This window comes from Kitasatospora sp. NPDC030952 (assembly GCF_055571335.1).
Window position 1 is genome coordinate 123,135 of record NZ_JBVIFM010000014.1, and the last position, 18,740, is coordinate 141,874.

Annotated in this window: 22 protein-coding genes; 14 read left to right on the forward strand and 8 right to left on the reverse strand. The window is 73.4% G+C overall.

Annotated elements, in window-relative coordinates:
- Window positions 1–180: 180 nt before the first annotated feature.
- From ACZ47G_RS23985 to ACZ47G_RS24030, 10 genes are all read left to right on the forward strand, one after another.
- Window positions 181–1,407, forward strand: coding sequence for a glycosyltransferase family 2 protein (locus ACZ47G_RS23985; RefSeq protein WP_465745765.1), 1,227 nt, complete (start codon window positions 181–183; stop codon window positions 1,405–1,407).
- A 5-nt stretch (window positions 1,408–1,412) separates the two neighbouring features.
- Window positions 1,413–2,720, forward strand: coding sequence for a nucleotide sugar dehydrogenase (locus tag ACZ47G_RS23990; protein ID WP_465745941.1), 1,308 nt, complete (start codon window positions 1,413–1,415; stop codon window positions 2,718–2,720).
- 173 nt (window positions 2,721–2,893) lie between these two features.
- Entirely contained in the window at window positions 2,894–4,189 is a 1,296-nt protein-coding gene (locus ACZ47G_RS23995) for a DUF445 domain-containing protein (protein ID WP_465745767.1), read from the forward strand.
- A gap of 123 nt (window positions 4,190–4,312) precedes the next feature.
- A complete protein-coding gene (locus tag ACZ47G_RS24000) occupies window positions 4,313–5,383 on the forward strand; it encodes an adenosine deaminase (protein WP_465745942.1) in 1,071 nt (356 codons plus the stop codon).
- Between the two features lie 299 nt (window positions 5,384–5,682).
- Window positions 5,683–6,258 carry a toxin-antitoxin system HicB family antitoxin gene (locus tag ACZ47G_RS24005; protein ID WP_465745769.1) on the forward strand — a complete coding sequence of 192 codons (576 nt, stop codon included), beginning with the start codon at window positions 5,683–5,685 and terminating at the stop codon, window positions 6,256–6,258.
- 94 nt (window positions 6,259–6,352) lie between these two features.
- Complete coding sequence (locus ACZ47G_RS24010; RefSeq protein WP_465745771.1) at window positions 6,353–7,192, forward strand: DUF4097 family beta strand repeat-containing protein; 840 nt, start codon at window positions 6,353–6,355, stop codon at window positions 7,190–7,192.
- Window positions 7,192–8,163, forward strand: coding sequence for an ATP-binding cassette domain-containing protein (locus ACZ47G_RS24015; protein ID WP_465745773.1), 972 nt, complete (start codon window positions 7,192–7,194; stop codon window positions 8,161–8,163). The genes ACZ47G_RS24010 and ACZ47G_RS24015 overlap by 1 nt, the downstream gene beginning before the upstream one ends.
- Window positions 8,160–8,930, forward strand: coding sequence for an ABC transporter permease (locus tag ACZ47G_RS24020; protein ID WP_465745775.1), 771 nt, complete (start codon window positions 8,160–8,162; stop codon window positions 8,928–8,930). Before ACZ47G_RS24015 ends, ACZ47G_RS24020 begins: the two co-directional genes overlap by 4 nt.
- 127 nt (window positions 8,931–9,057) lie before the next feature.
- Window positions 9,058–9,252 carry a hypothetical protein gene (locus ACZ47G_RS24025; RefSeq protein WP_465745777.1) on the forward strand — a complete coding sequence of 65 codons (195 nt, stop codon included), beginning with the start codon at window positions 9,058–9,060 and terminating at the stop codon, window positions 9,250–9,252.
- Window positions 9,253–9,296: 44 nt separating this feature from the next.
- Window positions 9,297–9,935 (forward strand): hypothetical protein, encoded by a 639-nt coding sequence (locus ACZ47G_RS24030; protein WP_465745779.1) that lies wholly within the window; start codon window positions 9,297–9,299, stop codon window positions 9,933–9,935.
- 97 nt (window positions 9,936–10,032) lie between these two features.
- On the opposite strand, the gene ACZ47G_RS24035 is transcribed toward ACZ47G_RS24030, so the two are convergent.
- Window positions 10,033–10,431, reverse strand: a complete 399-nt coding sequence (locus ACZ47G_RS24035; protein WP_465745781.1) for a hypothetical protein — start codon at window positions 10,429–10,431, stop codon at window positions 10,033–10,035.
- A gap of 192 nt (window positions 10,432–10,623) precedes the next feature.
- Window positions 10,624–11,787, reverse strand: coding sequence for a PQQ-binding-like beta-propeller repeat protein (locus ACZ47G_RS24040; RefSeq protein WP_465745783.1), 1,164 nt, complete (start codon window positions 11,785–11,787; stop codon window positions 10,624–10,626).
- A gap of 342 nt (window positions 11,788–12,129) precedes the next feature.
- On the opposite strand from ACZ47G_RS24040, the gene ACZ47G_RS24045 reads away from it, so the two are divergent.
- Complete coding sequence (locus ACZ47G_RS24045; RefSeq protein WP_465745785.1) at window positions 12,130–12,264, forward strand: hypothetical protein; 135 nt, start codon at window positions 12,130–12,132, stop codon at window positions 12,262–12,264.
- 106 nt (window positions 12,265–12,370) lie between these two features.
- On the forward strand, window positions 12,371–12,925 hold the full coding sequence (locus tag ACZ47G_RS24050) for a GNAT family N-acetyltransferase (RefSeq protein WP_465745787.1): 555 nt from the start codon (window positions 12,371–12,373) through the stop codon (window positions 12,923–12,925).
- Between the two features lie 9 nt (window positions 12,926–12,934).
- On the opposite strand, the gene ACZ47G_RS24055 is transcribed toward ACZ47G_RS24050, so the two are convergent.
- Window positions 12,935–13,771, reverse strand: a complete 837-nt coding sequence (locus tag ACZ47G_RS24055; protein ID WP_465745789.1) for an NmrA family NAD(P)-binding protein — start codon at window positions 13,769–13,771, stop codon at window positions 12,935–12,937.
- A 121-nt stretch (window positions 13,772–13,892) separates the two neighbouring features.
- On the opposite strand from ACZ47G_RS24055, the gene ACZ47G_RS24060 reads away from it, so the two are divergent.
- Entirely contained in the window at window positions 13,893–14,135 is a 243-nt protein-coding gene (locus ACZ47G_RS24060) for a hypothetical protein (RefSeq protein WP_465745791.1), read from the forward strand.
- A gap of 51 nt (window positions 14,136–14,186) precedes the next feature.
- On the opposite strand, the gene ACZ47G_RS24065 is transcribed toward ACZ47G_RS24060, so the two are convergent.
- Complete coding sequence (locus ACZ47G_RS24065; protein WP_465745793.1) at window positions 14,187–15,176, reverse strand: quinone oxidoreductase family protein; 990 nt, start codon at window positions 15,174–15,176, stop codon at window positions 14,187–14,189.
- 110 nt (window positions 15,177–15,286) lie between these two features.
- Between ACZ47G_RS24065 and ACZ47G_RS24070 the strand changes: the two genes are divergently transcribed.
- On the forward strand, window positions 15,287–15,736 hold the full coding sequence (locus ACZ47G_RS24070; RefSeq protein WP_465745795.1) for an ArsR/SmtB family transcription factor: 450 nt from the start codon (window positions 15,287–15,289) through the stop codon (window positions 15,734–15,736).
- On the opposite strand, the gene ACZ47G_RS24075 is transcribed toward ACZ47G_RS24070, so the two are convergent.
- From ACZ47G_RS24075 to ACZ47G_RS24090, 4 genes are all read right to left on the reverse strand, one after another.
- Window positions 15,733–16,278, reverse strand: coding sequence for a hypothetical protein (locus ACZ47G_RS24075; RefSeq protein WP_465745797.1), 546 nt, complete (start codon window positions 16,276–16,278; stop codon window positions 15,733–15,735). The genes ACZ47G_RS24070 and ACZ47G_RS24075 overlap by 4 nt on opposite strands.
- 120 nt (window positions 16,279–16,398) lie before the next feature.
- Complete coding sequence (locus ACZ47G_RS24080; protein WP_465745799.1) at window positions 16,399–17,166, reverse strand: CDP-alcohol phosphatidyltransferase family protein; 768 nt, start codon at window positions 17,164–17,166, stop codon at window positions 16,399–16,401.
- A 261-nt stretch (window positions 17,167–17,427) separates the two neighbouring features.
- Window positions 17,428–18,120 (reverse strand): YidC/Oxa1 family membrane protein insertase, encoded by a 693-nt coding sequence (locus ACZ47G_RS24085; protein ID WP_465745801.1) that lies wholly within the window; start codon window positions 18,118–18,120, stop codon window positions 17,428–17,430.
- Window positions 18,121–18,269: 149 nt separating this feature from the next.
- Window positions 18,270–18,563: a DUF6412 domain-containing protein gene (locus ACZ47G_RS24090; protein ID WP_380458616.1), complete on the reverse strand. Its 294-nt coding sequence runs from the start codon at window positions 18,561–18,563 to the stop codon at window positions 18,270–18,272.
- Between the last annotated feature and the right edge of the window lie 177 nt (window positions 18,564–18,740).

The window sequence follows — 18,740 nt, forward strand, 5'->3', positions numbered from 1 at the left end:
CGTGCAGGGGGAGCGGTCGGTCGGGCGTCGCGACCGGCCGGCCCGTCAAGCTGGTGTTCGGTTCCGGTCACCCGTCCGGGGAGGGCACGTGACTCCCCGGCGGGCGACCGAGTTGGACGGTGCATCGCCGCCGGTCAGCGCACGCGCCGGTGAACCGCCAGCCCCGGAGGCCCGCCGCCCGTGACCGTACCCGACGTGACCGTGGTGGTCGCGGTCTACAACACCATGCCGTACCTCACCGCCTGCCTGGACTCCCTGGTCGGGCAGTCCCTGGCGCCGGGGCGGCTGGAGGTGGTGGTCGTCGACGACGGCTCCACGGACGGCGGCGAGGCGCTGCTGGACGAGTACGCGGACCGGCACCCGGGGCTGTTCCGGGTGGTCCACCAGCGCAACTCGGGCGGCCCGGCGGCCCCGACCAACCGCGGCCTGGACCTCGCCCGCGGGCGCTACGTGCTGTTCCTCGGCGCCGACGACTGGCTCGGCGCGGAGGCACTGGAGCGGCTGGTCGCGGCCGCCGACGCCTGGGGTTCGGACGTGGTGGTGCCCAAGCAGGTCGGGGTGAACGGACGGCTGGTGCCCCAGGGCATCTTCCACGCCGACGCCGAGTCGGTCGGGTTCGCCGACTCGGCGCTGGCCTGGGCGCTGGCCGACACCAAGCTGTTCCGGCTGGACCTCGTCCGGCGCCACGGCCTGCGCCGCAACGAGGAGCTGAAGGTGTTCTCGGACCAGCCGTTCACCCTGGAGGCCTGCCTGCGGGCGGACCGGGTGTCCGTCCTCGCCGACTACGACTGCTACTTCCTGGTGCTGCGCGAGGACCGCGGCAACGTCACCGAGCGGGCCTCGGTGCTGGACCGGCTGCGCGGGATCGCCGCTCTGCAGCAGGTGGCCGTCGAACTGGCCGAGCCGGGAGAGGAGTTGGACGCCATCCGGGTCCGCAGCTTCGCCTGGGACGTGCCCCGGCTGCTCCAGGACGGCTTCCTGCTGCTGGACGACGGGCTGCAGCAGCGGGTGTGCGCCGAGGTCGGCCGGATGATCGAGCGGTTCGGCGCCCGCGAGGTGTACCACCGGCTGCCGGTCACCGCCCGGCTGCGGCTCGAACTCGCCGCCGCCGTGAGGCCGGAGGCGCTGCGCGACCAGATCCGCTACGAGGCCGCGCACGGCGAGCCGCCGGTGGTGGCGGACGGTCGGTGGCGGTACGCGGGCTACCCGGCGTTCCGGGACGCCCGACTCGGCCTGCCCGACGAGCTGTTCCTGCTGCCCGAGGAGCCGCCGGCCGTCGCCGTCCCGCCGCTCAACCTGGCCCAGCAGCTGTGGCGCGGGGTCGTCCCGGAGCAGTTGCGGCGCGGGCTGCGGCGGCACCCGGTGTGGCGCCGGCTCGCCAACTCGGTGAACGGAGGCCGGGGATGACCGCGCTGGACGTCTGCGTGGTCGGGCTCGGCAAGCTCGGCCTGCCGCTGGCCGTGCAGTTCGCGCGCAAGGGCCACCGGGTGGTCGGGGCGGACATCGCGCCCCGGGTGGTGGAGAGCGTCAACCGGGGCGTGCCGCCGTTCCCCCGGGAGGAGGGCCTGGACGAGGCGCTCAAGCGGGTGGTCGCCGAGGGCCGGCTGCGCGCCACCACCGACACCACGGCCGCGGTGGCCGCCTCGCAGGCCGTCGTCCTGGTCGTCCCGCTGGTCACCGCCGCCGACGGCACCCCGGACTTCGCGCTGCTCGACGCGGCCACCGACGCCGTCGCGGCCGGGCTGCGCCGGGGTGCGCTGGTCAGCTACGAGACCACCCTGCCGGTCGGCACCACCCGGGAGCGCTGGGCGCCCCGGCTGGCGGCCGGCTCCGGGCTGGCGCCCGGGGCGGACTTCGCGCTGGTGTTCAGCCCGGAGCGGGTGCGCACCGGACGGGTCTTCGCCGACCTGCGGCGCTACCCCAAGCTGGTCGGCGGCCTGGACGCCCCGTCGCTGCGGCGCGGCGCCGAGTTCTACCGGGCGGTGCTGGACTTCGACCCGCGCCCCGACCTGCCCCGGCCCAACGGCGTGTGGGAGCTGGCCTCGGCGGAGGCGGCCGAGTTCGCCAAGCTCGCCGAGACCACGTACCGGGACGTCAACATCGCGCTGGCCAACCAGTTCGCCCGGTACGCGGACCGGGTCGGGGTGGACTTCGCGGAGGTCGCCGACGCCTGCAACTCGCAGCCCTACAGCCACCTGCACCGGCCGGGCATCGCGGTCGGCGGGCACTGCATCCCGGTGTACCCGCGGCTGTACCTGTGGAACGACCCGGCGGCGACGGTGGTCCGGGCGGCCCGGGAGGCCAACCTGGAGGTGCCCGGGTACGCGGTCGGGGTGCTGGCCGGGGCCCTCGCCGGGGTGCTGCCGGGCGGGATCGCCGGGCAGGGGGTGCTGGTGCTGGGCGCCTCGTACCGGGGCGGCGTCAAGGAGACGGCGTACTCCGGGGTGTTCCCGCTGGTGGCGGCGCTGGAGGCGGCCGGGGCCAGGCCGTACGTCGCCGATCCGCTGTACCGGGCGGAGGAGCTGACGGCGCTCGGGCTGCCGGCGTACGGCGGGCAGCCGGTGGTGGCGGCGGTGCTGCAGGCGGACCACCCGGAGTACCGGGAGCTGGGGCCGGCGGACCTGCCGGGGGTGGCGGTGCTGCTGGACGGGCGGCGGTGCACGGACCCGGCGCGGTGGGCGGGGGCGGGGGTGCGGCGGATCGTGCTGGGCGGGGCGTGAGCCGGTTCCGGGGCGCGGGCGCGGGCGTGGTCGGGTCGTGGTCGAGGGGGCGGGCGCGGGTTCGGGGTGTGGTGTGCGGTTGAGGGCGCAGGTGAGGGCGCGGGCCGGGGGTTCGGGGCGGGTGATCGTGGGGCACGCCCCCGTCCGCGCCGGGCAACGGGCAGACTGGCGGGGTGAGTGACGAAGCCTTCAGCGGGACCGGCCCCGGGGTCCGGTTCACCGCGGCCGACGAGCAGAAGAGACACGGCGTCCGCCGGATGAAGACCATCGCGACCGGCCTGCTGGCCTTCGCGACCCTGGTCTTCGCCCTCGCCACCTGGGCCAAGGCGGCCGGTGCCGGCGCCTGGGCCGGGTACGTGGCGGCCGCCGCCGAGGCGGGCATGGTCGGCGCGCTGGCCGACTGGTTCGCCGTGACGGCCCTGTTCCGCCGTCCGTTCGGCCTGCCGATCCCGCACACCGCGATCATCCCGACCAAGAAGGACGCCTTCGGGCGCTCGCTCGGCGAGTTCGTCGGCGACAACTTCCTGGCCGGCCACGTGGTGCGCGGTCGGCTCGCCGCGCTCGGCATCGGCCGCCGGCTGGGGGAGTGGCTGGCCGCTCCGGGCAGCGCCGAGCGGGTCACCAAGGAGGCCTCGGCGGCGCTGCGAGGGCTGCTCGCGGTGCTGCGCGACGACGACGTGCGGGCGGTGGTCGCCGAGGCGGTAACCAGGCGGGCCGCCGCCACCTCGGTGGCCGAGCCGATGGGCCGGATGCTGGGCAAGGTGGTCGCGGACGGCGGGCACCACGGCGTGGTGGACCTGGTCGCCGTCCGGGCGCACGGCTGGCTGACCGCCAATCACGAGGACGTGGTCCGCAAGGTCACCCAGAAGACCCCGGGCTGGACCCCGAAGTTCCTCGACCACCAGGTCGGCGAGCGGGTCTACAGGGAGCTGCTGCGCTTCGTCACCGAGATCCGGGACGACCCCGAGCACCCGGCCCGCGGCGCGATCGACAACTTCCTCGCCGACTTCGCCACCGAGCTGCAGACCGATCCGGAGACCATCGCCCGGGTCGAGCGGGCCAAGGGCGAGCTGCTGGCCCGGCCCGAGGTGCAGGACCTGATCAATTCCACCTGGGCGGCCGTGCGCACCCTGGTGATGGGCGCGGCCGAGGACGAGGACAGCGAACTGCGCCGGCGCATCCGCGACGGCGTGCGCGGCTTCGGCGAGCGCCTGGCCACCGACGCCAAGCTGCAGGCCAAGGTGGACGGCTGGCTCCAGGACGCCGCCCAGTACCTGGTCGACACCTACCGGGCCGAGATCACCTCGCTGATCTCGGAGACGGTGGCGGGCTGGGACGCCGACGACGCCTCGCGCAAGATCGAGGCCAACGTCGGCCGGGACCTCCAGTTCATCCGGATCAACGGCACCGTGGTCGGCGCGCTGGCCGGGCTGCTGATCCACACCGCGGCGGTCGCGCTCGGCGGTTGATCACCGACCGGCCGCCCGGCTTTGGGCCTATCCTGGGCCGACGTTCGCGGTACGCGCGTAGAAGGCGCGGCGCAGAAGCAGAAGGAGAAGGGAACCACCGTGGTCCAGCCGGACGGAAGTCGGATCGGAAACCCCACTGGCAGCACCCCCGGCGGCACCGCCGACCGGAGCATCGAGGCGTTCATCGCCGGGATGCCCAAGGCGGAGCTGCACGTCCACCACGTCGGCTCGGCCTCGCCGCGCGTCGTCGCCGACCTGGTCGGGCGGTACGCCGGCGAGACCGCGGTGCCGACCGACCCGGCGGCGCTCGCCGAGTACTTCACCTTCACCGACTTCGCGCACTTCATCGAGGTCTACCTGAGCGTGGTGGACCTGATCCGCGACGCCGAGGACGTCCGGGCGCTGACCTACGGCGTGGCCGAGGACATGGCCCGGCAGAACATCCGCTACGCCGAGCTGACCCTCACCCCGTACTCCTCGGTCAAGCGCGGCATCCCCGACGTGGCCTTCATGGAGGCGATCGAGGACGCCCGGCTGCGCGCCGAGAAGGACCTCGGCGTGGTGCTGCGCTGGTGCTTCGACATCCCCGGTGAGGCGGGCCTGGAGGCGGCCGAGATCACCGCCCGGCTGGCCACCGAGCTCGCCCCCGAGGGCCTGGTCAGCTTCGGCCTGGGCGGCCCCGAGATCGGCGTGCCGCGACCGCAGTTCAAGCCGTACTTCGACCGGGCCCGGGCCGTCGGCCTGCGCTCCGTCCCGCACGCCGGCGAGACCACCGGGCCGGAGACGGTCTGGGACGCCATCCGGGTGCTCGGCGCCGAGCGCATCGGGCACGGCACCCAGGCGGTGAAGGACCCGGCGCTGCTCGACCACCTGGGCGAGCACCGCATCCCGCTGGAGGTCTGCCCGACCTCCAACATCGCCACCCGGGCGGTGGACCGGATCGAGGACCACCCGATCAAGCGGATGGTCGACGCCGGGCTGCTGGTGACGGTCAACAGCGACGACCCGCCGATGTTCGGCACCGACCTCAACACCGAGTACGCGGTGGCGGCGCGGCTGCTCGGGCTGGACGAGACCGGGGTGGCGGCGCTGGCCCGCAACGCGGTCGAGGCCTCGTTCCTGGAGCAGGCGGGCAAGGCCCGGCTGGTCGGCGAGATCGACTCCTACCTGGCGGGGTGGCAGCGGCAGCGCTGACGTCCCCGCCGCCGGCGCTCCTCCGCCGGCGCTCCTGCCGTCGGCGTTCCTGCGTCGGCGTTCCTGCGGCCGGTAGCGCTCTCCCGGCCGGTCTCCACGACCGGTGATCCCGCCGACCGGTGTTCCGCAGCCGGTGTTCCCGCCGGTGTTCCCGCCCGCGTCCTCGCTGGTGAACTGCCCCGTCGACCCCTCGGTCGGCGGGGCGATTCCGTTGGGGCACCTCGCCCGTTCGGGTGATGGTGCCAGAGTGGTGCCACAAATGGCTCGACATGGCACCACGACTGTGCCATGCTCTGGCCATGGACCTCACGCCGTACGTCGACAACCTCCGGAACGAGCTCGCGGTGGCCGCCGCCACCGGCGGGGACGAAGCCCGTGCGCTGGCCGACCGACTGACGCTCCCGCTGGAGTCGGCCGTACGGCTCACCCTGCTCAACGCCCTCTCCGCCGCCATGGGCGAAGTCACCCGTGACCTCGCGCCGGGCTCGGTGGACGTGCGGCTGCGCGGCCTGGACCCCGAGTTCGTGGTGACGGCGCCGCCCGGCTCCGGCGGTTTCCACGGCGACGCGCCATCGGTGGTGCCGGCGGTGGTGCCGGCGGTGGTGCCACCGATAGTGCCATCGGTGGCGCCGGGTGCGGTGCCGGAGTCCGACGAGTCGGGCACCGCTCGGATCAACCTGCGCCTGCCCGCGAACCTCAAGGCCAGGGCGGAGGAGGCGGCCGGGCAGGAGGGCCTCTCCCTCAACGCCTGGCTGGTCCGGGCCGTCGCGGGCGCGCTGGACGGCGGTCAGCCCGCCGCCCGGTCGGCCGCCGACCTCGGCGCCCACACCGCGCGCAGCGTCGGCGGCCAGGGCTTCACCGGCTGGGTCCACTGACGCCTCCGCGCACCCTCCAACCTTCTGCCCCTTCAACGTCACCCCCGCTCTGACCAGCGGGAACACCCACACGAGTCAAGAGGACGGGACAACCATGCCTACGTACGAGACCGACGGACGGATCTCCGTCTCCCTCGAGTTCGAGATCGGCTCGGTCCGGATCCTGGCGAGCAAGCGCACCGACACCGTGGTCGAGGTCCGGCCCACCAGCGCGAGCAGGGACGCCGACGTCAAGGCCGCCGAACTCACCCAGGTCGACTTCTCCGGTGGCCGGCTCACCCTCAAGGGCCCCAAGCAGCGCACCGTGTTCTCCAGCAAGAAGGGCTCGATCGACGTCACGGTCGAGCTGCCCGCCGGCTCCGAGGTGCACGCCGACTCCCCGATGGCGGACTTCGTCACCGAGGGCCCGCTCGGCGACTGCCGGATCAAGACCTCCATGGGCCGGATCCAGCTCGACCGGGCCGAGGGCGCCCGGCTCAAGACCGACATGGGTGACATCCGGGTCGGCACCGTCTCCGGGGTCGCCGAGGTGACCGGCTCCGGCCGGATCGAGGTCGGCTCCGTCGGCGGCCGGCTGACGGTCAAGAACAGCAACGGCGACACCGAGATCGACGAGGTCCACGGCGAGCTGAGGGCCAACTCCTCCAACGGCCGGATCCACATCGGCCTCGCCGAGGGGGACGTCGACGCCAAGACGGCGAACGGCCACATCCGGCTCGGCCAGGTCGTCCGGGGCAAGGTCAGCCTCCAGGCCGGCGTCGGGGACGTCGAGGTCGGCATCGCCGAGGGCACGGCGGCCTGGCTCGACGTGCACAGCAAGTTCGGCGCCGTCCGCAACGCCCTCGGCCCGGCGGAGGGTCCGGGCGACGCCCGGGAGACGGTCGAGGTCCGCGGCACCACCCAGGTCGGCAGCATCCTCATCCGGAGGGCCTGATGGCGGCGACCACGGCAACGGCCGCGGCGGCGGCCCCGGTGACCTCGGCGGCGATCTCGGCGGTCGGGCTGACCAAGAGCTACGGGGACAAGGCGGTGCTCATGGGCGTCGACCTGTCCATCCCGGCGGGCAGCGTGTTCGCCCTGCTCGGGCCGAACGGTGCCGGCAAGACCACCACGGTGGAGATCCTCTCCACCCTGATCCCCGCCGACGGCGGCTCGGCCCGGGTGGCCGGCCACGACGTGGTCGGCCAGGCCGACGGGGTGCGCAAGGCGATCGGGGTGACCGGCCAGTTCTCGGCGGTGGACAACCTCCTCACCGCCGAGGAGAACCTGCTGCTGATGTCCGACCTCAACCACCTCCGCCGTCGGGAGGGGCGGAGGCGGGCCGAGGAGCTGCTGCGGCGCTTCGACCTCACCGAGGCCGCGCGCAAGCCCGTCGTCACCTTCTCCGGCGGCATGCGGCGCAAGCTCGACCTGGCGATGACCCTGGTCGGCAACCCCGAGGTGATCTTCCTGGACGAGCCCACCACCGGGCTGGACCCGCGCAGCCGACGCACCATGCGGGAGATCATCCGGGCGCTGGTCGCCGACCACGGGGTGACGATCTTCCTCACCACCCAGTACCTGGAGGAGGCCGACCAACTCGCCGACCGGATAGCCGTCCTGGACGGCGGCCGGATCGTCGCCGAGGGCACGGCCGAGGAGCTGAAGCGGATCGTCCCCGGCGGGCGGATCCGGCTCCAGTTCGCGGACGCCGGCCAACTGGGCACCGCGGCCACGCTGTTCGAGTACGCCACCGCCGACACCGAGGCCCTGCGGCTGGACATCCCGGGGGACAACTCCGTGCTCACCGTGAAGGCGGTGCTGGACACCCTCGACAACGCCTCCGTACGGGCCGAGTCGCTGGTCGTCGAGACGGCCGACCTGGACGACGTCTTCCTGCAACTCACCGGGGAGGGTGCACGATGAGCGCGACGACCTATGTGGTCAGCGACTCGCTGACCATGCTGCGCCGCAACCTCAAGCACGCACTGCGGTACCCCTCCCTGACCTTCGCGGTCGTGGTGATGCCGGTGATGATGCTGCTGCTCTTCAACTACGCCTACGGCAGCGCGCTCGGCGCGGGCATCGGCGGCGGCAGCTACATCGACTACGTGACGCCCGGCATCGTGCTGATGGCGGCCACCTCCGGATCGCTGGTCACGGCGATCGGCATCTGCACCGACATGACCGAAGGCATCGTCAACCGCTTCCGCACGATGGCGATATCGCGCTCCGCCTTCCTGGCCGGGCACGTGGTCGGCAGCGTCATCCAGACCATGATCGGGCTGGTCCTGGTGGTCGGCGCGGCCTTGGCGATGGGCTTCCGGCCCACCGCCGGCCCGGTCGAATGGCTGGCGGCGAGCGGCCTGCTGCTCTTCGTCACCGTCGCCCTGACCTGGATCTCGGCCGGCATCGGCCTGGTCGCCAAGACCGTCGAGAGCGCCAGCAACATGCCGATGCCGCTGCAGTTCCTGCCCTTCATCGGCAGCGCCATCGTCCCGACCGACTCCATGCCGACCGGGCTGCGCTGGTTCGCCGAGTACCAGCCCTTCACCCCGATCATCGAGACCCTGCGCGGCCTGCTGATGGGCACCGGCATCAGCGCCACGTCCGCCTGGAGCGCCCTCGCCTGGTGCGCCGGTCTGACGCTGATCGGCTACTTCTGGTCGCGGAGCGTCTTCTACCGGCGGTGACGGGGGTACGGCCGGTAGCCGCCGATGCGGCCCGGGGTGGCGGGGACACCTGCCGCCCGGGCCGCACTGGCGTCACCGCAGTAAAGTCCGCGCCAAGGGGCGGCAAAAGACCGTTGGGGGGCGGACGGTGACGAAGCGTCGCGAGCGGATCGCGCAGGTGCTCAGAGCGGCTGCGCCGGCTGCGCTCCTGGCGTACGCGGCCGGCTGGTACGCCGCCCGCTCGGGCGGGCTGATGGTGGTCGAGCGCCGGCTCGACCACCCGGTGCCGCTGCTCGGTCCGGTGTGCGCTGGCGACCACCCCCAGCGCGCCGGGCCCCTGTAGTAAAGTCCGCGCAAAGGTCGGCAAAAGACGGCCCGGGGGGACGGATGACGGCGAGACGCCGCTGGCAGATCGCGTGGGGGCTCAGGGGCGCGGCGCTCGCGGCGCTGCTGGCGTACCTGCCGGGCTGGCACGCCTCCCGCTCGGGCGGGTTGGTGGTGGTCGAGCACTGGCTCAACCGTCCGGTCCTGCTGATCGGTTCCGCGGTGGTGCTGATCGTGGTATCGCTGGTGGTCGAGCTGGAGTTCCGCACCCGGGTCTCGCAGATCGGCTGGGCGGCCCTGCTGGCGCCGCTGGTCCTCGCCGGGGTGCCGATCCTGGCCCTGTCCTTCCTGTTCAGCGGCCACGGGGGCCGGGAGGATCGTTTCGTCAGCCCCAACCGCCCGGACCGGGTGCTCACCGTCACCAACATCGCCTTCTCGATCGACCCGATCTACCAGGTGGAACTGGAGGCCGGCACCGGCTGGTCCGCCCGCCACTGGAGCATGGGCACCTGGACCACCAGTGGCGGCGACTTCGTCCGCATCGATTGGTCCGGGCCGGACCAGATCACCGTGACCGGCCGCAAGAAGCTCACCGTCTTCGACGTCCTCCCCGACGGCAGCCTGAGCGAGCCCCGGGTGCTCCCCAAGCAGGAGATCGCCGGCGGCGTCCTGGGGATCGGTGATGATCAACCACCCCTCTAGGCCGGCCCGGTGACTCAGGGGATCCGAGGGGGCGGGGGTGCACGCCTTCGACGTGCTGACCGGAGGACCGCACGCCTGTGCGGCTCGGCCGCTGCCGTCACCAGGTGTCGATGCCCATGGTCTTGGCCGCGCTGTGGATGGCGTTGTAGTGCGCGATCGACATGTCGGACTTCTTGTCCTTCGCCGGAAGGTTCTTGTCGGCGGCGCGGAACTCGTCGCGGGCGGCGGCGAGCAGGCTGGTGCCGTAGGAGACGGGGACGTCATTGGTGCCGTGCGCCGGGTGGGACTTGGCGGCGGTCTGGCTGCCGGCCTTGGCGAGGGTGCTGCGGGCCTGGTTGTAGGCGGCGGCCTTGACCGTCTTCGGATTGCGGACCTGCGCCTGCACTCCGGCCACCGACTGGTTCTGCTCGGCGGCCATGGCGACGGGCGCGACGGCGGCGGTAAGGGCACCGGCGGTCACGAGGGTGGCGAGGGCGTTGCGGACGATCCTGTTCATGGGAATGCCTTCCGTAAACGTCACAAGGATTCGCCTCCGCAGGGGATGTGGAAATCGTCGGAGTGCGAACATCTCCGCCCTACCCGGGCACTTGAGGGCGGAAAACCCGCTTCCGCCTGTTTCGCCCGGGACCGATGCGATCAGGCCGATTTCTGGATTCGACGAAGTCCTGTCGTCGGACGGAACGGGTTCTCAGGCCAGGGTGCCGAGGGCGTGGACGCCGTTGCGGCTGCTGCGGTAGACGGTCGTGCCGGTGGCGGCCAGCGAGACGTGGGTGTACTCGGTGTCGGAGCGGAGGTTCTCCGGTGCGTCCTGCCAGCGCGGGCTGCCGGTGTCGAGGTCGAAGGCGAACAGCCGCTCGTCGTTGGTTCCCACGTACGTGGTGCCGCCGGCGGCGGTCATCGAGCTCTGGCCACGGCCGAGGCCGAGGGTCACGGTGGTCGTCCAGCGAGGCTCGCCGGTCTCGGTGTCCATGGCGGTCAGGTGGCCTCCGCTGAGGAAACAGACCGTCGTACCGGCCGCTGACAGTGGGCAGTTGGCCGTGCCGCGCTGCATGCGCTGCCAGCGCACCCGGCCGGTGGCCGCTTCCAGGGAGCAGATCCACGTGGTGGTGGCGGTCCCGAAGGCGTAGGTGAGCAGGACGGCGCCCTGGTGGACGACCGGCCTGCTGTTGACGCCGGGGATGGAGTTCTGTGACCAGCGCTCCTCGCCGGTGTGCGCGTCGTACGCGCGGGCCCCGATCCCGGCGGCGGTGTACACGGTGTCGCCGTCCACGGTCAGGAAGGCGCCGGCACCGGTGGGCCTGCTCCAGCGGGGTGCGCCGGTGGTCGGGTCGTAGGCGTGCAGCGAGCCCCCGTGGGCGGCGAACACGCCGTCACCGCCGACGGCGAGCGGGTTCTGATCCGACGGGAGGTCGGCCCAGTCCGGCACGGGTACCTGCCAACGCAGCTCGCCGGTGGCGGTGTCGAGGGCCTGGAGCCCGGCCGTGGTGGCCACGCACACCACGCCGTCCCCGAGTGCCGCCGGCCGGCCGCCCATGCTGTCGGTGACGGGGTCGGAGGTGTCGACGGTGCGGCTCCACCGGACGGCCCCGGTGCGCGGGTCGAGCGCGCGGAGGTTGCCGTCGTAGCCGGAGACGTAGAGGCCCGGTTGCGGGCCGTCGGCCAGCAGGACCCGCCCGTTCGCGGCCGTGGTGCTCCAGAGCCGGGGGCCGCGGTCGGTGTCGCGGTCCGCCCACCAGCGGGCGCCGCCCGCGAAGGCGAGTGCGGCGGTGCCTCCGGCGGCGCTCAGCAGGAGTCGCCTGCGGTTGATCCGGGGACGGGCCGGCGGGTTCTGGGCTGCTGCGTCGGAGTTCACGCCGTAGATGACTTCGTACCCGGACCTCGCGGTTCCCCGGGCTCGTCTCCGGCCGTGGCCCCTGCGAGTTGGACCAGGTGTCAGGCGGTGTCGGGCCGGCCGGCCATGAGGAGCGAGTGTTCGCCGGGGGTGGGCCGGGGGCGAGCCGGGGGCGAGCCGGGGCGGAAACGCGGACGGGCCCGGCACCTGTGAAAGGTGCCGGGCCCGTCCGACTGTGGAGCGCCAGGCCCGGGTTGCACGGACTCTTCCTACTGAAAGTAGGACGTACTCTGGTAGTACCACTGACGCCTGGCGAGGAGGTTTCCCCCTCGCAACGAGAAGAATACTAGCAGCTCAGCGCCCATGATCCAAGTGCGGGCCGAAGCGCCGGTCGACTGCCGGGACTTCATCGCCTACCAGTACGAACTCGCCCGCATCGCCACGCCCGTGAGCCTCACCAACGTCGCCATTCTCACCCGGTCATCCCTCCGCCGGTAGGCGACCGATCAACGGCCGCCGCGCGCAGCGGACCTCGGAGTGCCGGCCTCGAACGCCGGCCCCGAATGGGGTTGCGCGGACGGTCCCGAGCGCTGACGATCATGCGATGAGCACCAGCATCAGACGCGTACGGGCCGACGAGTGGGAGCGGGTCAAGGAGATCCGCCTGGCCGCACTGCGGGACCCGGCCGCGGGCATCGCCTTCCTGGACACCTACCAGAACGCCGCCGCCAAGCCCGACGAGTTCTGGCAGGAGCGCACCGCCGGAGCCGCCGAGGGCAACACCGTGCACCAGCTCGTCGCGGAGGCCGCCGACGGCCACTGGCTCGGCACCATGACCGTGCTGGTCGAGCGGCCCGGCGGGGAGGGCGCCCTCGGCGGGGACGTCGTCACCGTTCCGCAGACCCACATCGTCGGCGTCTACGTCCGCCCCGAGGCGCGCGGCACCGGCCTGGCCCACGAGCTGATCCGGGCCGTCCAGGAGTGCTCCTGGTCGATCGTCGAACCCCGGATCCGGCGGGTCCGGCTGTTCGTCCACGAGGACAACGCCCGCGCCGAGGCGATGTACGTCCGTGCCGGGTTCAAGCACTCCGGCGTGTCCGTGCCGGTGCCGGGCGACGAGACGCACCGGGAGATCGAGCTGGCCGTCGAACGGGACTGACGCCGCCGGTCAGCGGAAATCCTCCGCGTGCTCCCGCACCCACGAGCGGAAGCTGCGGGCCGGGCGGCCGAGCACCCGCTCCACCGTGTCGGTCACCCGCTCCGGCTCGCGGGTGAACGACTCCCAGGCCCGCAGCCGGGCTGCCACGAAGGCCGGGTTCCCCCAGGCCGCCGTCAGCTGCTCGCGGGCCGCCTCCGGGGCCAGCTCCTCCCAGCGCACCTCGGTGCCGAGCTCCTCGCCGATGATCCGCACCAGCTCGGTGTGGGCGATCGACTCGGGCCCGGTGACCAGGTACTTGCCGCCGTGGTGCCCGGTCTCGGTGAGCGCCCGGACCGCCACCTCCGCGATGTCCCGCTCGTGGACCAGCGAGCGCCGGGCCCGTCCGTACGGCCAGCGGACGACGCCCGCGCGGACCTGGTCGGCCCAGCCGAGCGCGTTGCCCGCGAAGTCGATCGCCCGCACGAAGGTCCACTCCAGGCCGGACCGGCGGATCAGCCGCTCGATCTCCTGATGGAAGCTCACGGCCGGCTCGTCGTCCGCGAGGTCCGGCACGTCCGTCGACAGGTAGACGACCCGCTTCGCGTGTTCGGCGATCAGCTCCACCACCCGGGGGCGCACCGGGATCCCGGGCCACATCAGGTAGACGGCCTCCACTCCACCGCCCAGCGCGGCCGACAGGCTCTCCGGCTCCGCCAGATCACCCCGGACGACTTCCACCCCCGCCGGGAGCGGGGCCGTGGCGCCGTCCCGCACCAACGCCCTTACCTCGTGCCCGCCTTCGGCCAACTCGGCCACAACCTGCCGGCCCACACTGCCGTTCGCGCCGATCACCAGAATCTTGGTCATGCCCGCCCCAACACGATCCCGCCCCGGCCTATGCCCGCCGTGCCTGCCCAGGCCGCTGCACGGGAGGTCGGTCCGGCCGACTTTTCATGCACGAGGCGAGGCCCGGCGTAGGACTGACGCCGTGTCCGACGCCGTGTCCGGCTCCGTGTCCGCCGCCGACTGCGACCTGATGCCGTGCGAGGCGGAGGGCGATGACCCCGTGCACCTCGTCGCCGAACGGGCCGCCGCCGTGCACCCCGTCGCCGAACGGGCCGCCGCCGTGCACCCCGCCGTCGAATGGGCCGGCGCCGAACAGGCGGGCGGCGTGGCCGGGTTGGCCGGGCCGGTCGAGCACGCCGACCCGGCGGCGGTCCTCACGGTCTGACCACCCGGTGCCCGTCAACCGGGCGGCGAAGCCCGCCGCTCCCGTCAGCCGTCAACCACCCACCCGCACCACGTACTTGCCGGTGGCCCGGCCCTCCTGCATCGCGTCGTGGGCGGCCGGGACGGCCTCCAGGCCGGGCAGTTCGGTGAGTGGCACGGTGAGGCCGTGGTCGGCCTGGAGGTCGAGGGTGGTGCGGATGGCGCGGGCGAGGCGGTCGGGGGCGGTGGCGGCGAAGGCGCGGTGGCTGAAGCCGGTGACGGAGAGGTTGCCGCCCATCAGTCGGCCGAGCGTGGGCAGGTCGCTGACCTCGCCGCCACCCGCGTTGCCGAACAGGACGATCCGGCCGCCGGGTGCGGCGACGGTGAGGTCGAGGTCCAGGGCGGCGGTGCCGAGCGGGTCGAGGACGAGGTCGACGCCCCGGCCGTCGGTGGCGGCGCGGACGGCGTCGGCGAGCTTCTCGTCGCGGGCGAAGGCGTGGTGGTAGCCGAGGTCGACGGCGGCCGCGGCCTTCTCCGGGCGGCCGACGGTGCCGATCAGGGTGCCTCCGCCGCCGAGCAGCGGGACGAGTTGGGCGATCGCGCTGCCGATGCCGCCGCCGGCCGAGTGGACCAGGACGTTGTCCCCGGCGGTCAGCCGACCCGCGTCGGTCAGCAGCAGGACGGCGGTGGCCAGGCCGAGCGGGGCGGCGGCAGCGGCGCTGAGCGCCAGCCCGTCCGGGACGGGGACGGTCAGCGCGGCGTCGGCGAGCACGACCTCGGCCAGTCCGCCGCCGACCGGTGCGGCCGCCACCCGGTCGCCCACGGCGAGCCCGGTGACGCCCTCGCCGAGCGCCCGGACCGTACCGGAGACCTCCTTGCCCGGTCGGTAGGGCCACTCGGCGGTGTACCCGCCGTCGCCCCGGCGGGTCATCACGTCCACGAAGTTCAGTCCGGCCCAGGCGACGTCGATCGCCACCTGGCCGGGGCCGGGGTGCGGTGCGTCGATCCGCTGGATCTCTGAGTTCTCGGCTCCACCGGGTGCGGTCATCACCAGTGCGCGCATGTCGGGCCCCCTCGACTACGATGTTCGACGAACGACGAAACTGCTGTGGCACAGTGGTACCACCGCCTTTCGTCGTTTGTCGAACATCGCAGATCAGAGGAGGTCTGAACATGCCCCGCAGCACCCGCCGCCGACCGGCCCTCGCTCATCCCGCAGCCGAGGAGATCGACTTGTACGACGTCCTGCACGCGCTCTCCGACCCCACCCGGATGACCATCGTCCGGGTTCTGCGCACGGAGTCCGAGCGTGCCTGCGGGACCTTCCCGGTGGACGTCGCGCCCTCCACCCTCAGCCACCACTTCAAGGTGCTGCGCGAGGCCGGGGTGATCAGCCAGCGCGAGGAGGCCAACCGCCGGTTCTCCGTGCTGCGGACGGTCGACCTGGAGCGGCGCTTCCCCGGTCTGCTGGACACCGTCCTCGCCGCCCTCGCCCGCAACGAGCCCGAGTCCGCGAGCGAGGTCGAGTCCGCGAGCGAGGCCGAGTTCGCGAGCGGGTCCGAGGCTGTCGGCGGGCCCGAGTCCGTCGACGAGCCCGGCGCCGAACCGGCCTGGCACGGCTAGGAGTTACGCGCCGATCCCACGTGCCGCCGGTGGTACGAGACGGTGACCGCGGCCAGCAGCGGACCCCAGGCGACCGCGGGCAGGTAGAGGAAGCCGACCAGCAGGTGCCCGAGCGGGGTCATGTTCGGGTGCGGTACCGCCCACCAGGCGAGGAACGGCGTCCAGAGCACCGTCAGTCCGGCCGCGCCCAGCGAGGCCGCCAGTACGACCCGGCGCGGGTTCACCGGCCGCCCGCCGAGGAGCGGGACCCAGCGCGGCGGCACCGTGCCCCACGGGCGGACCAGGCCGAGGGTGAGCAGCGCCAGCGCCTCGGTGAGCACGCTCAGGGTGAGTGGCCACACCGCGTCCCAGCCGGTGAAGCCCACCGCGTGGTAGCCCGCGTCGGTGTAGCCACCGTGTCGGCCGAGGACCAGTCCGAGTCGCCACAGCCCGGCCGGCAGGGCGGTGACCGCGGCCAGGTGGGCGGCACGGACGGCCCAACGGGGCGGGGCGGGCACGGAGGGGGCGGCGGCAGTGGGGGCGGTGGCGGGCGGTGTCGTCATGGCTCCACCCTCCCCGGCGGCCCGCAGCCCCGCGTCCGCCCGGCGACGGGCATGCGCCGCGCCCCTCCCCCTGGCGGGGGAGGGGCGTCTCGGTCCCGCTGCGCAGCGGGACCCCGAGGCTCAGCGCAGCCGCGAGGAGGACAGGATCGACGCCAGGTGCGCCACCACCATCCCCCAGGTGATCACCGTGATCCCGGCGAGCGTCCACCGGGTCGCGTCCAGGTTGTGCAGCCCGGCGTCCACCGCGGCCGCCGCCAGCAGCACCAGCGAGGCCTCGATGCCGTTGGTCACCCGGTGGATCTTGAAGATCGAGGCGAACCGGCGGGCCGTCGCGATGCCCTGGGAGCGCGGCTGGGTCGACTCCTCGTCCGCCGGCGGCTGTCCGCTGCGGGCGCGGGCCACGTCCACCAGGTCCGTCGAGGCCTTGAGCAGCACCACGCCCAGCGCGGCCGCCAGGCCCACCGACACCCACAGCTCGGAGCCCCCGCGCGCGGCCCGCACGCCCGCGCCGATCATCAGCGCGGCGTCCGCGAGGTAGGCGCCGAGCCGGTCAACGTACACCCCGGCCATGCTGAACCGGCGCTTCCAGCGCGCCACTTCGCCGTCCACGCAGTCGAACAGCAGGAACAGCTGGAACAGCACCGCCGCCAGCACCGCGCCGGTCAGGCCGGGGATCAGCAGGGCCGCGCCGCCGCCGACCCCGCAGACCACCATCACCCAGGTCAGGGTGTTCGGCGAGACCGAGGTGCGGACCAGCTGTCGGGTGGTCCGTAGTGAGATCGCCCGCATGTAGAGCCGGCCCGCCCAGTGCTCACCGTTGCGGCTCTGCAGCTTGGCCTGCGGCTGGCACACCTCGCGCAGCTCGGCGAGCGCCGGAGCAGCCACCATGACGACATCCCTCCACCCGTCCCGAAACGGGACCCGAAACGATCACCACAGGCTACGGCCTCCGGAGGGGGCGCCCGACCAGCCGGTACGCCCCCTGCGGCGGCCGCCGCGGCGCGGCCTCCACGAAGCGGCCTCCACGAAGCGGCCTCCACGAAGCGGCTTCCACGAAGCGGCCGAGGAGTCCGCCGGCGCCGACCGTCGGGCCGCGGCCGTCCCGGAGTCGCGTCCCGGAGCTGCCGCGCCACTCCCGGGCGACGGGGGCTACACCGCCAGCGCGGTCGCCGGGATCTGGCCGGTGCCCCGGTACAGCCAGGCCCGCTCGGTCGCCGACCACACGCTCGTCGTCACCAGGTAGAGCGCGGCGGCCACCGGCACCAGCAGCGCGAACAGCACCGAGGCGAAGGACAGGTACGGCATCAGCGACGACCCCGGCTGCGGGGTGGTCTGCGCCGCCGCCGCCCGCCGGGCCCGGCGGTAGTTGACGTACCCCACGGCCGCCAGTCCGGCCTCCAGCACCGCGAACACCGCGAACTGCCCGGCGCCGTGCGCGTTCCCGACGTGCAGGCCCAGCGGCACCCCGAACAGGGTGTGGTCCAGCAGGTCGTTCGGGGTGGTGAACAGCCGGTACATCACCGAGAAGAACGGGATCTGCACCAGCATCGGCAGGCAGCCCGCGAACGGCGAGACCTGCTCCTTCCGGTACAGCTCGGCGAGCGCCTCGCGGGCCTTCTCCGGGTTGTTCTTGTGCTTCTTGTTCAGCTCGGCGACCTTCGGCGCCAGCTTGGAACGGGCCTTCTCGCCGCGTGCCGCCGCCCGCGCCAGCGGGTGGAGGCAGAGCCGGACGGCGAGGACGAACAGGACGATCGCCAGCGCGGTCGGCAGGACGTGGGCGATCGCGGAGACCAGGGCGTGGGCGACGGTGACGGCCGGGTCGAGAACGGACAGAACGGACATGGTGAAGCGAGCCCTCCGGGGTCTCAGAACATGAGTGGTCGGCGGAGGACGGCCGCGAAAGGTCGTACGGGGAACCCGGGGAAAGCACGGGGCCGTGGCGAGCACGGGAGGACCGTGGACGCACGGAGTCGTACGGAGGAACTGCGGGGCTACGCGGCCGCCGGGGCCGCCCCCGGAGCCCTGGGGCGTCGCCTGCCCCGGGCATCCGGATCACGCTGCGGAAGGAACGCCGTACGGAACGCCCGGCGTCGCAGCACTCCGCTGCGCACCGCCGCCGGAGCCCGCGCCCCGAGCAGTCGCCGGCCGGTGAAGGCCCCCGCGACCGCGCCGGCCACCAGGACCACGGCCGCCATGGCGGCGACGGACGCCAGCGCGCCGCCGTCGGTCACCAGTTGTCCGGTCAGCACCCGGAGCAGGCCGAGCAGCATCGCCACGACACCCACAGCGGCCCCCTCTCGGTGTGTTCCCGGTTCCTGACGTCGGAACGTTCGGACGTTTCGCATGCCCGGCATTCGCATGCCGGACGTTTCATGCCCGGATGTTTCATGCCTGGACGTTTCGTGTGCCCGGACGTTCGGAAGCCCGGACGCCCAGCACGACGATCGTACGGCCCGGCGGGT

What these genes read in the sequence shown, in the direction of transcription:
- ACZ47G_RS24055 (WP_465745789.1), bottom strand. Translation starts at nt 13,771, where the DNA reads ATGACCAAGATTCTGGTGATCGGCGCGAACGGCAGTGTGGGCCGGCAG.
- ACZ47G_RS24030 (WP_465745779.1), top strand. Translation starts at nt 9,297, where the DNA reads ATGACGGCGAGACGCCGCTGGCAGATCGCGTGGGGGCTCAGGGGCGCG.
- ACZ47G_RS24080 (WP_465745799.1), bottom strand. Translation starts at nt 17,166, where the DNA reads ATGGTGGCTGCTCCGGCGCTCGCCGAGCTGCGCGAGGTGTGCCAGCCG.
- ACZ47G_RS24010 (WP_465745771.1), top strand. Translation starts at nt 6,353, where the DNA reads ATGCCTACGTACGAGACCGACGGACGGATCTCCGTCTCCCTCGAGTTC.
- ACZ47G_RS24075 (WP_465745797.1), bottom strand. Translation starts at nt 16,278, where the DNA reads ATGACGACACCGCCCGCCACCGCCCCCACTGCCGCCGCCCCCTCCGTG.
- ACZ47G_RS24035 (WP_465745781.1), bottom strand. Translation starts at nt 10,431, where the DNA reads ATGAACAGGATCGTCCGCAACGCCCTCGCCACCCTCGTGACCGCCGGT.
- ACZ47G_RS24085 (WP_465745801.1), bottom strand. Translation starts at nt 18,120, where the DNA reads ATGTCCGTTCTGTCCGTTCTCGACCCGGCCGTCACCGTCGCCCACGCC.
- ACZ47G_RS24020 (WP_465745775.1), top strand. Translation starts at nt 8,160, where the DNA reads ATGAGCGCGACGACCTATGTGGTCAGCGACTCGCTGACCATGCTGCGC.
- ACZ47G_RS24070 (WP_465745795.1), top strand. Translation starts at nt 15,287, where the DNA reads ATGCCCCGCAGCACCCGCCGCCGACCGGCCCTCGCTCATCCCGCAGCC.
- ACZ47G_RS24015 (WP_465745773.1), top strand. Translation starts at nt 7,192, where the DNA reads ATGGCGGCGACCACGGCAACGGCCGCGGCGGCGGCCCCGGTGACCTCG.
- ACZ47G_RS24045 (WP_465745785.1), top strand. Translation starts at nt 12,130, where the DNA reads ATGATCCAAGTGCGGGCCGAAGCGCCGGTCGACTGCCGGGACTTCATC.
- ACZ47G_RS24050 (WP_465745787.1), top strand. Translation starts at nt 12,371, where the DNA reads ATGAGCACCAGCATCAGACGCGTACGGGCCGACGAGTGGGAGCGGGTC.
- ACZ47G_RS24005 (WP_465745769.1), top strand. Translation starts at nt 5,683, where the DNA reads ATGGACCTCACGCCGTACGTCGACAACCTCCGGAACGAGCTCGCGGTG.
- ACZ47G_RS24065 (WP_465745793.1), bottom strand. Translation starts at nt 15,176, where the DNA reads ATGCGCGCACTGGTGATGACCGCACCCGGTGGAGCCGAGAACTCAGAG.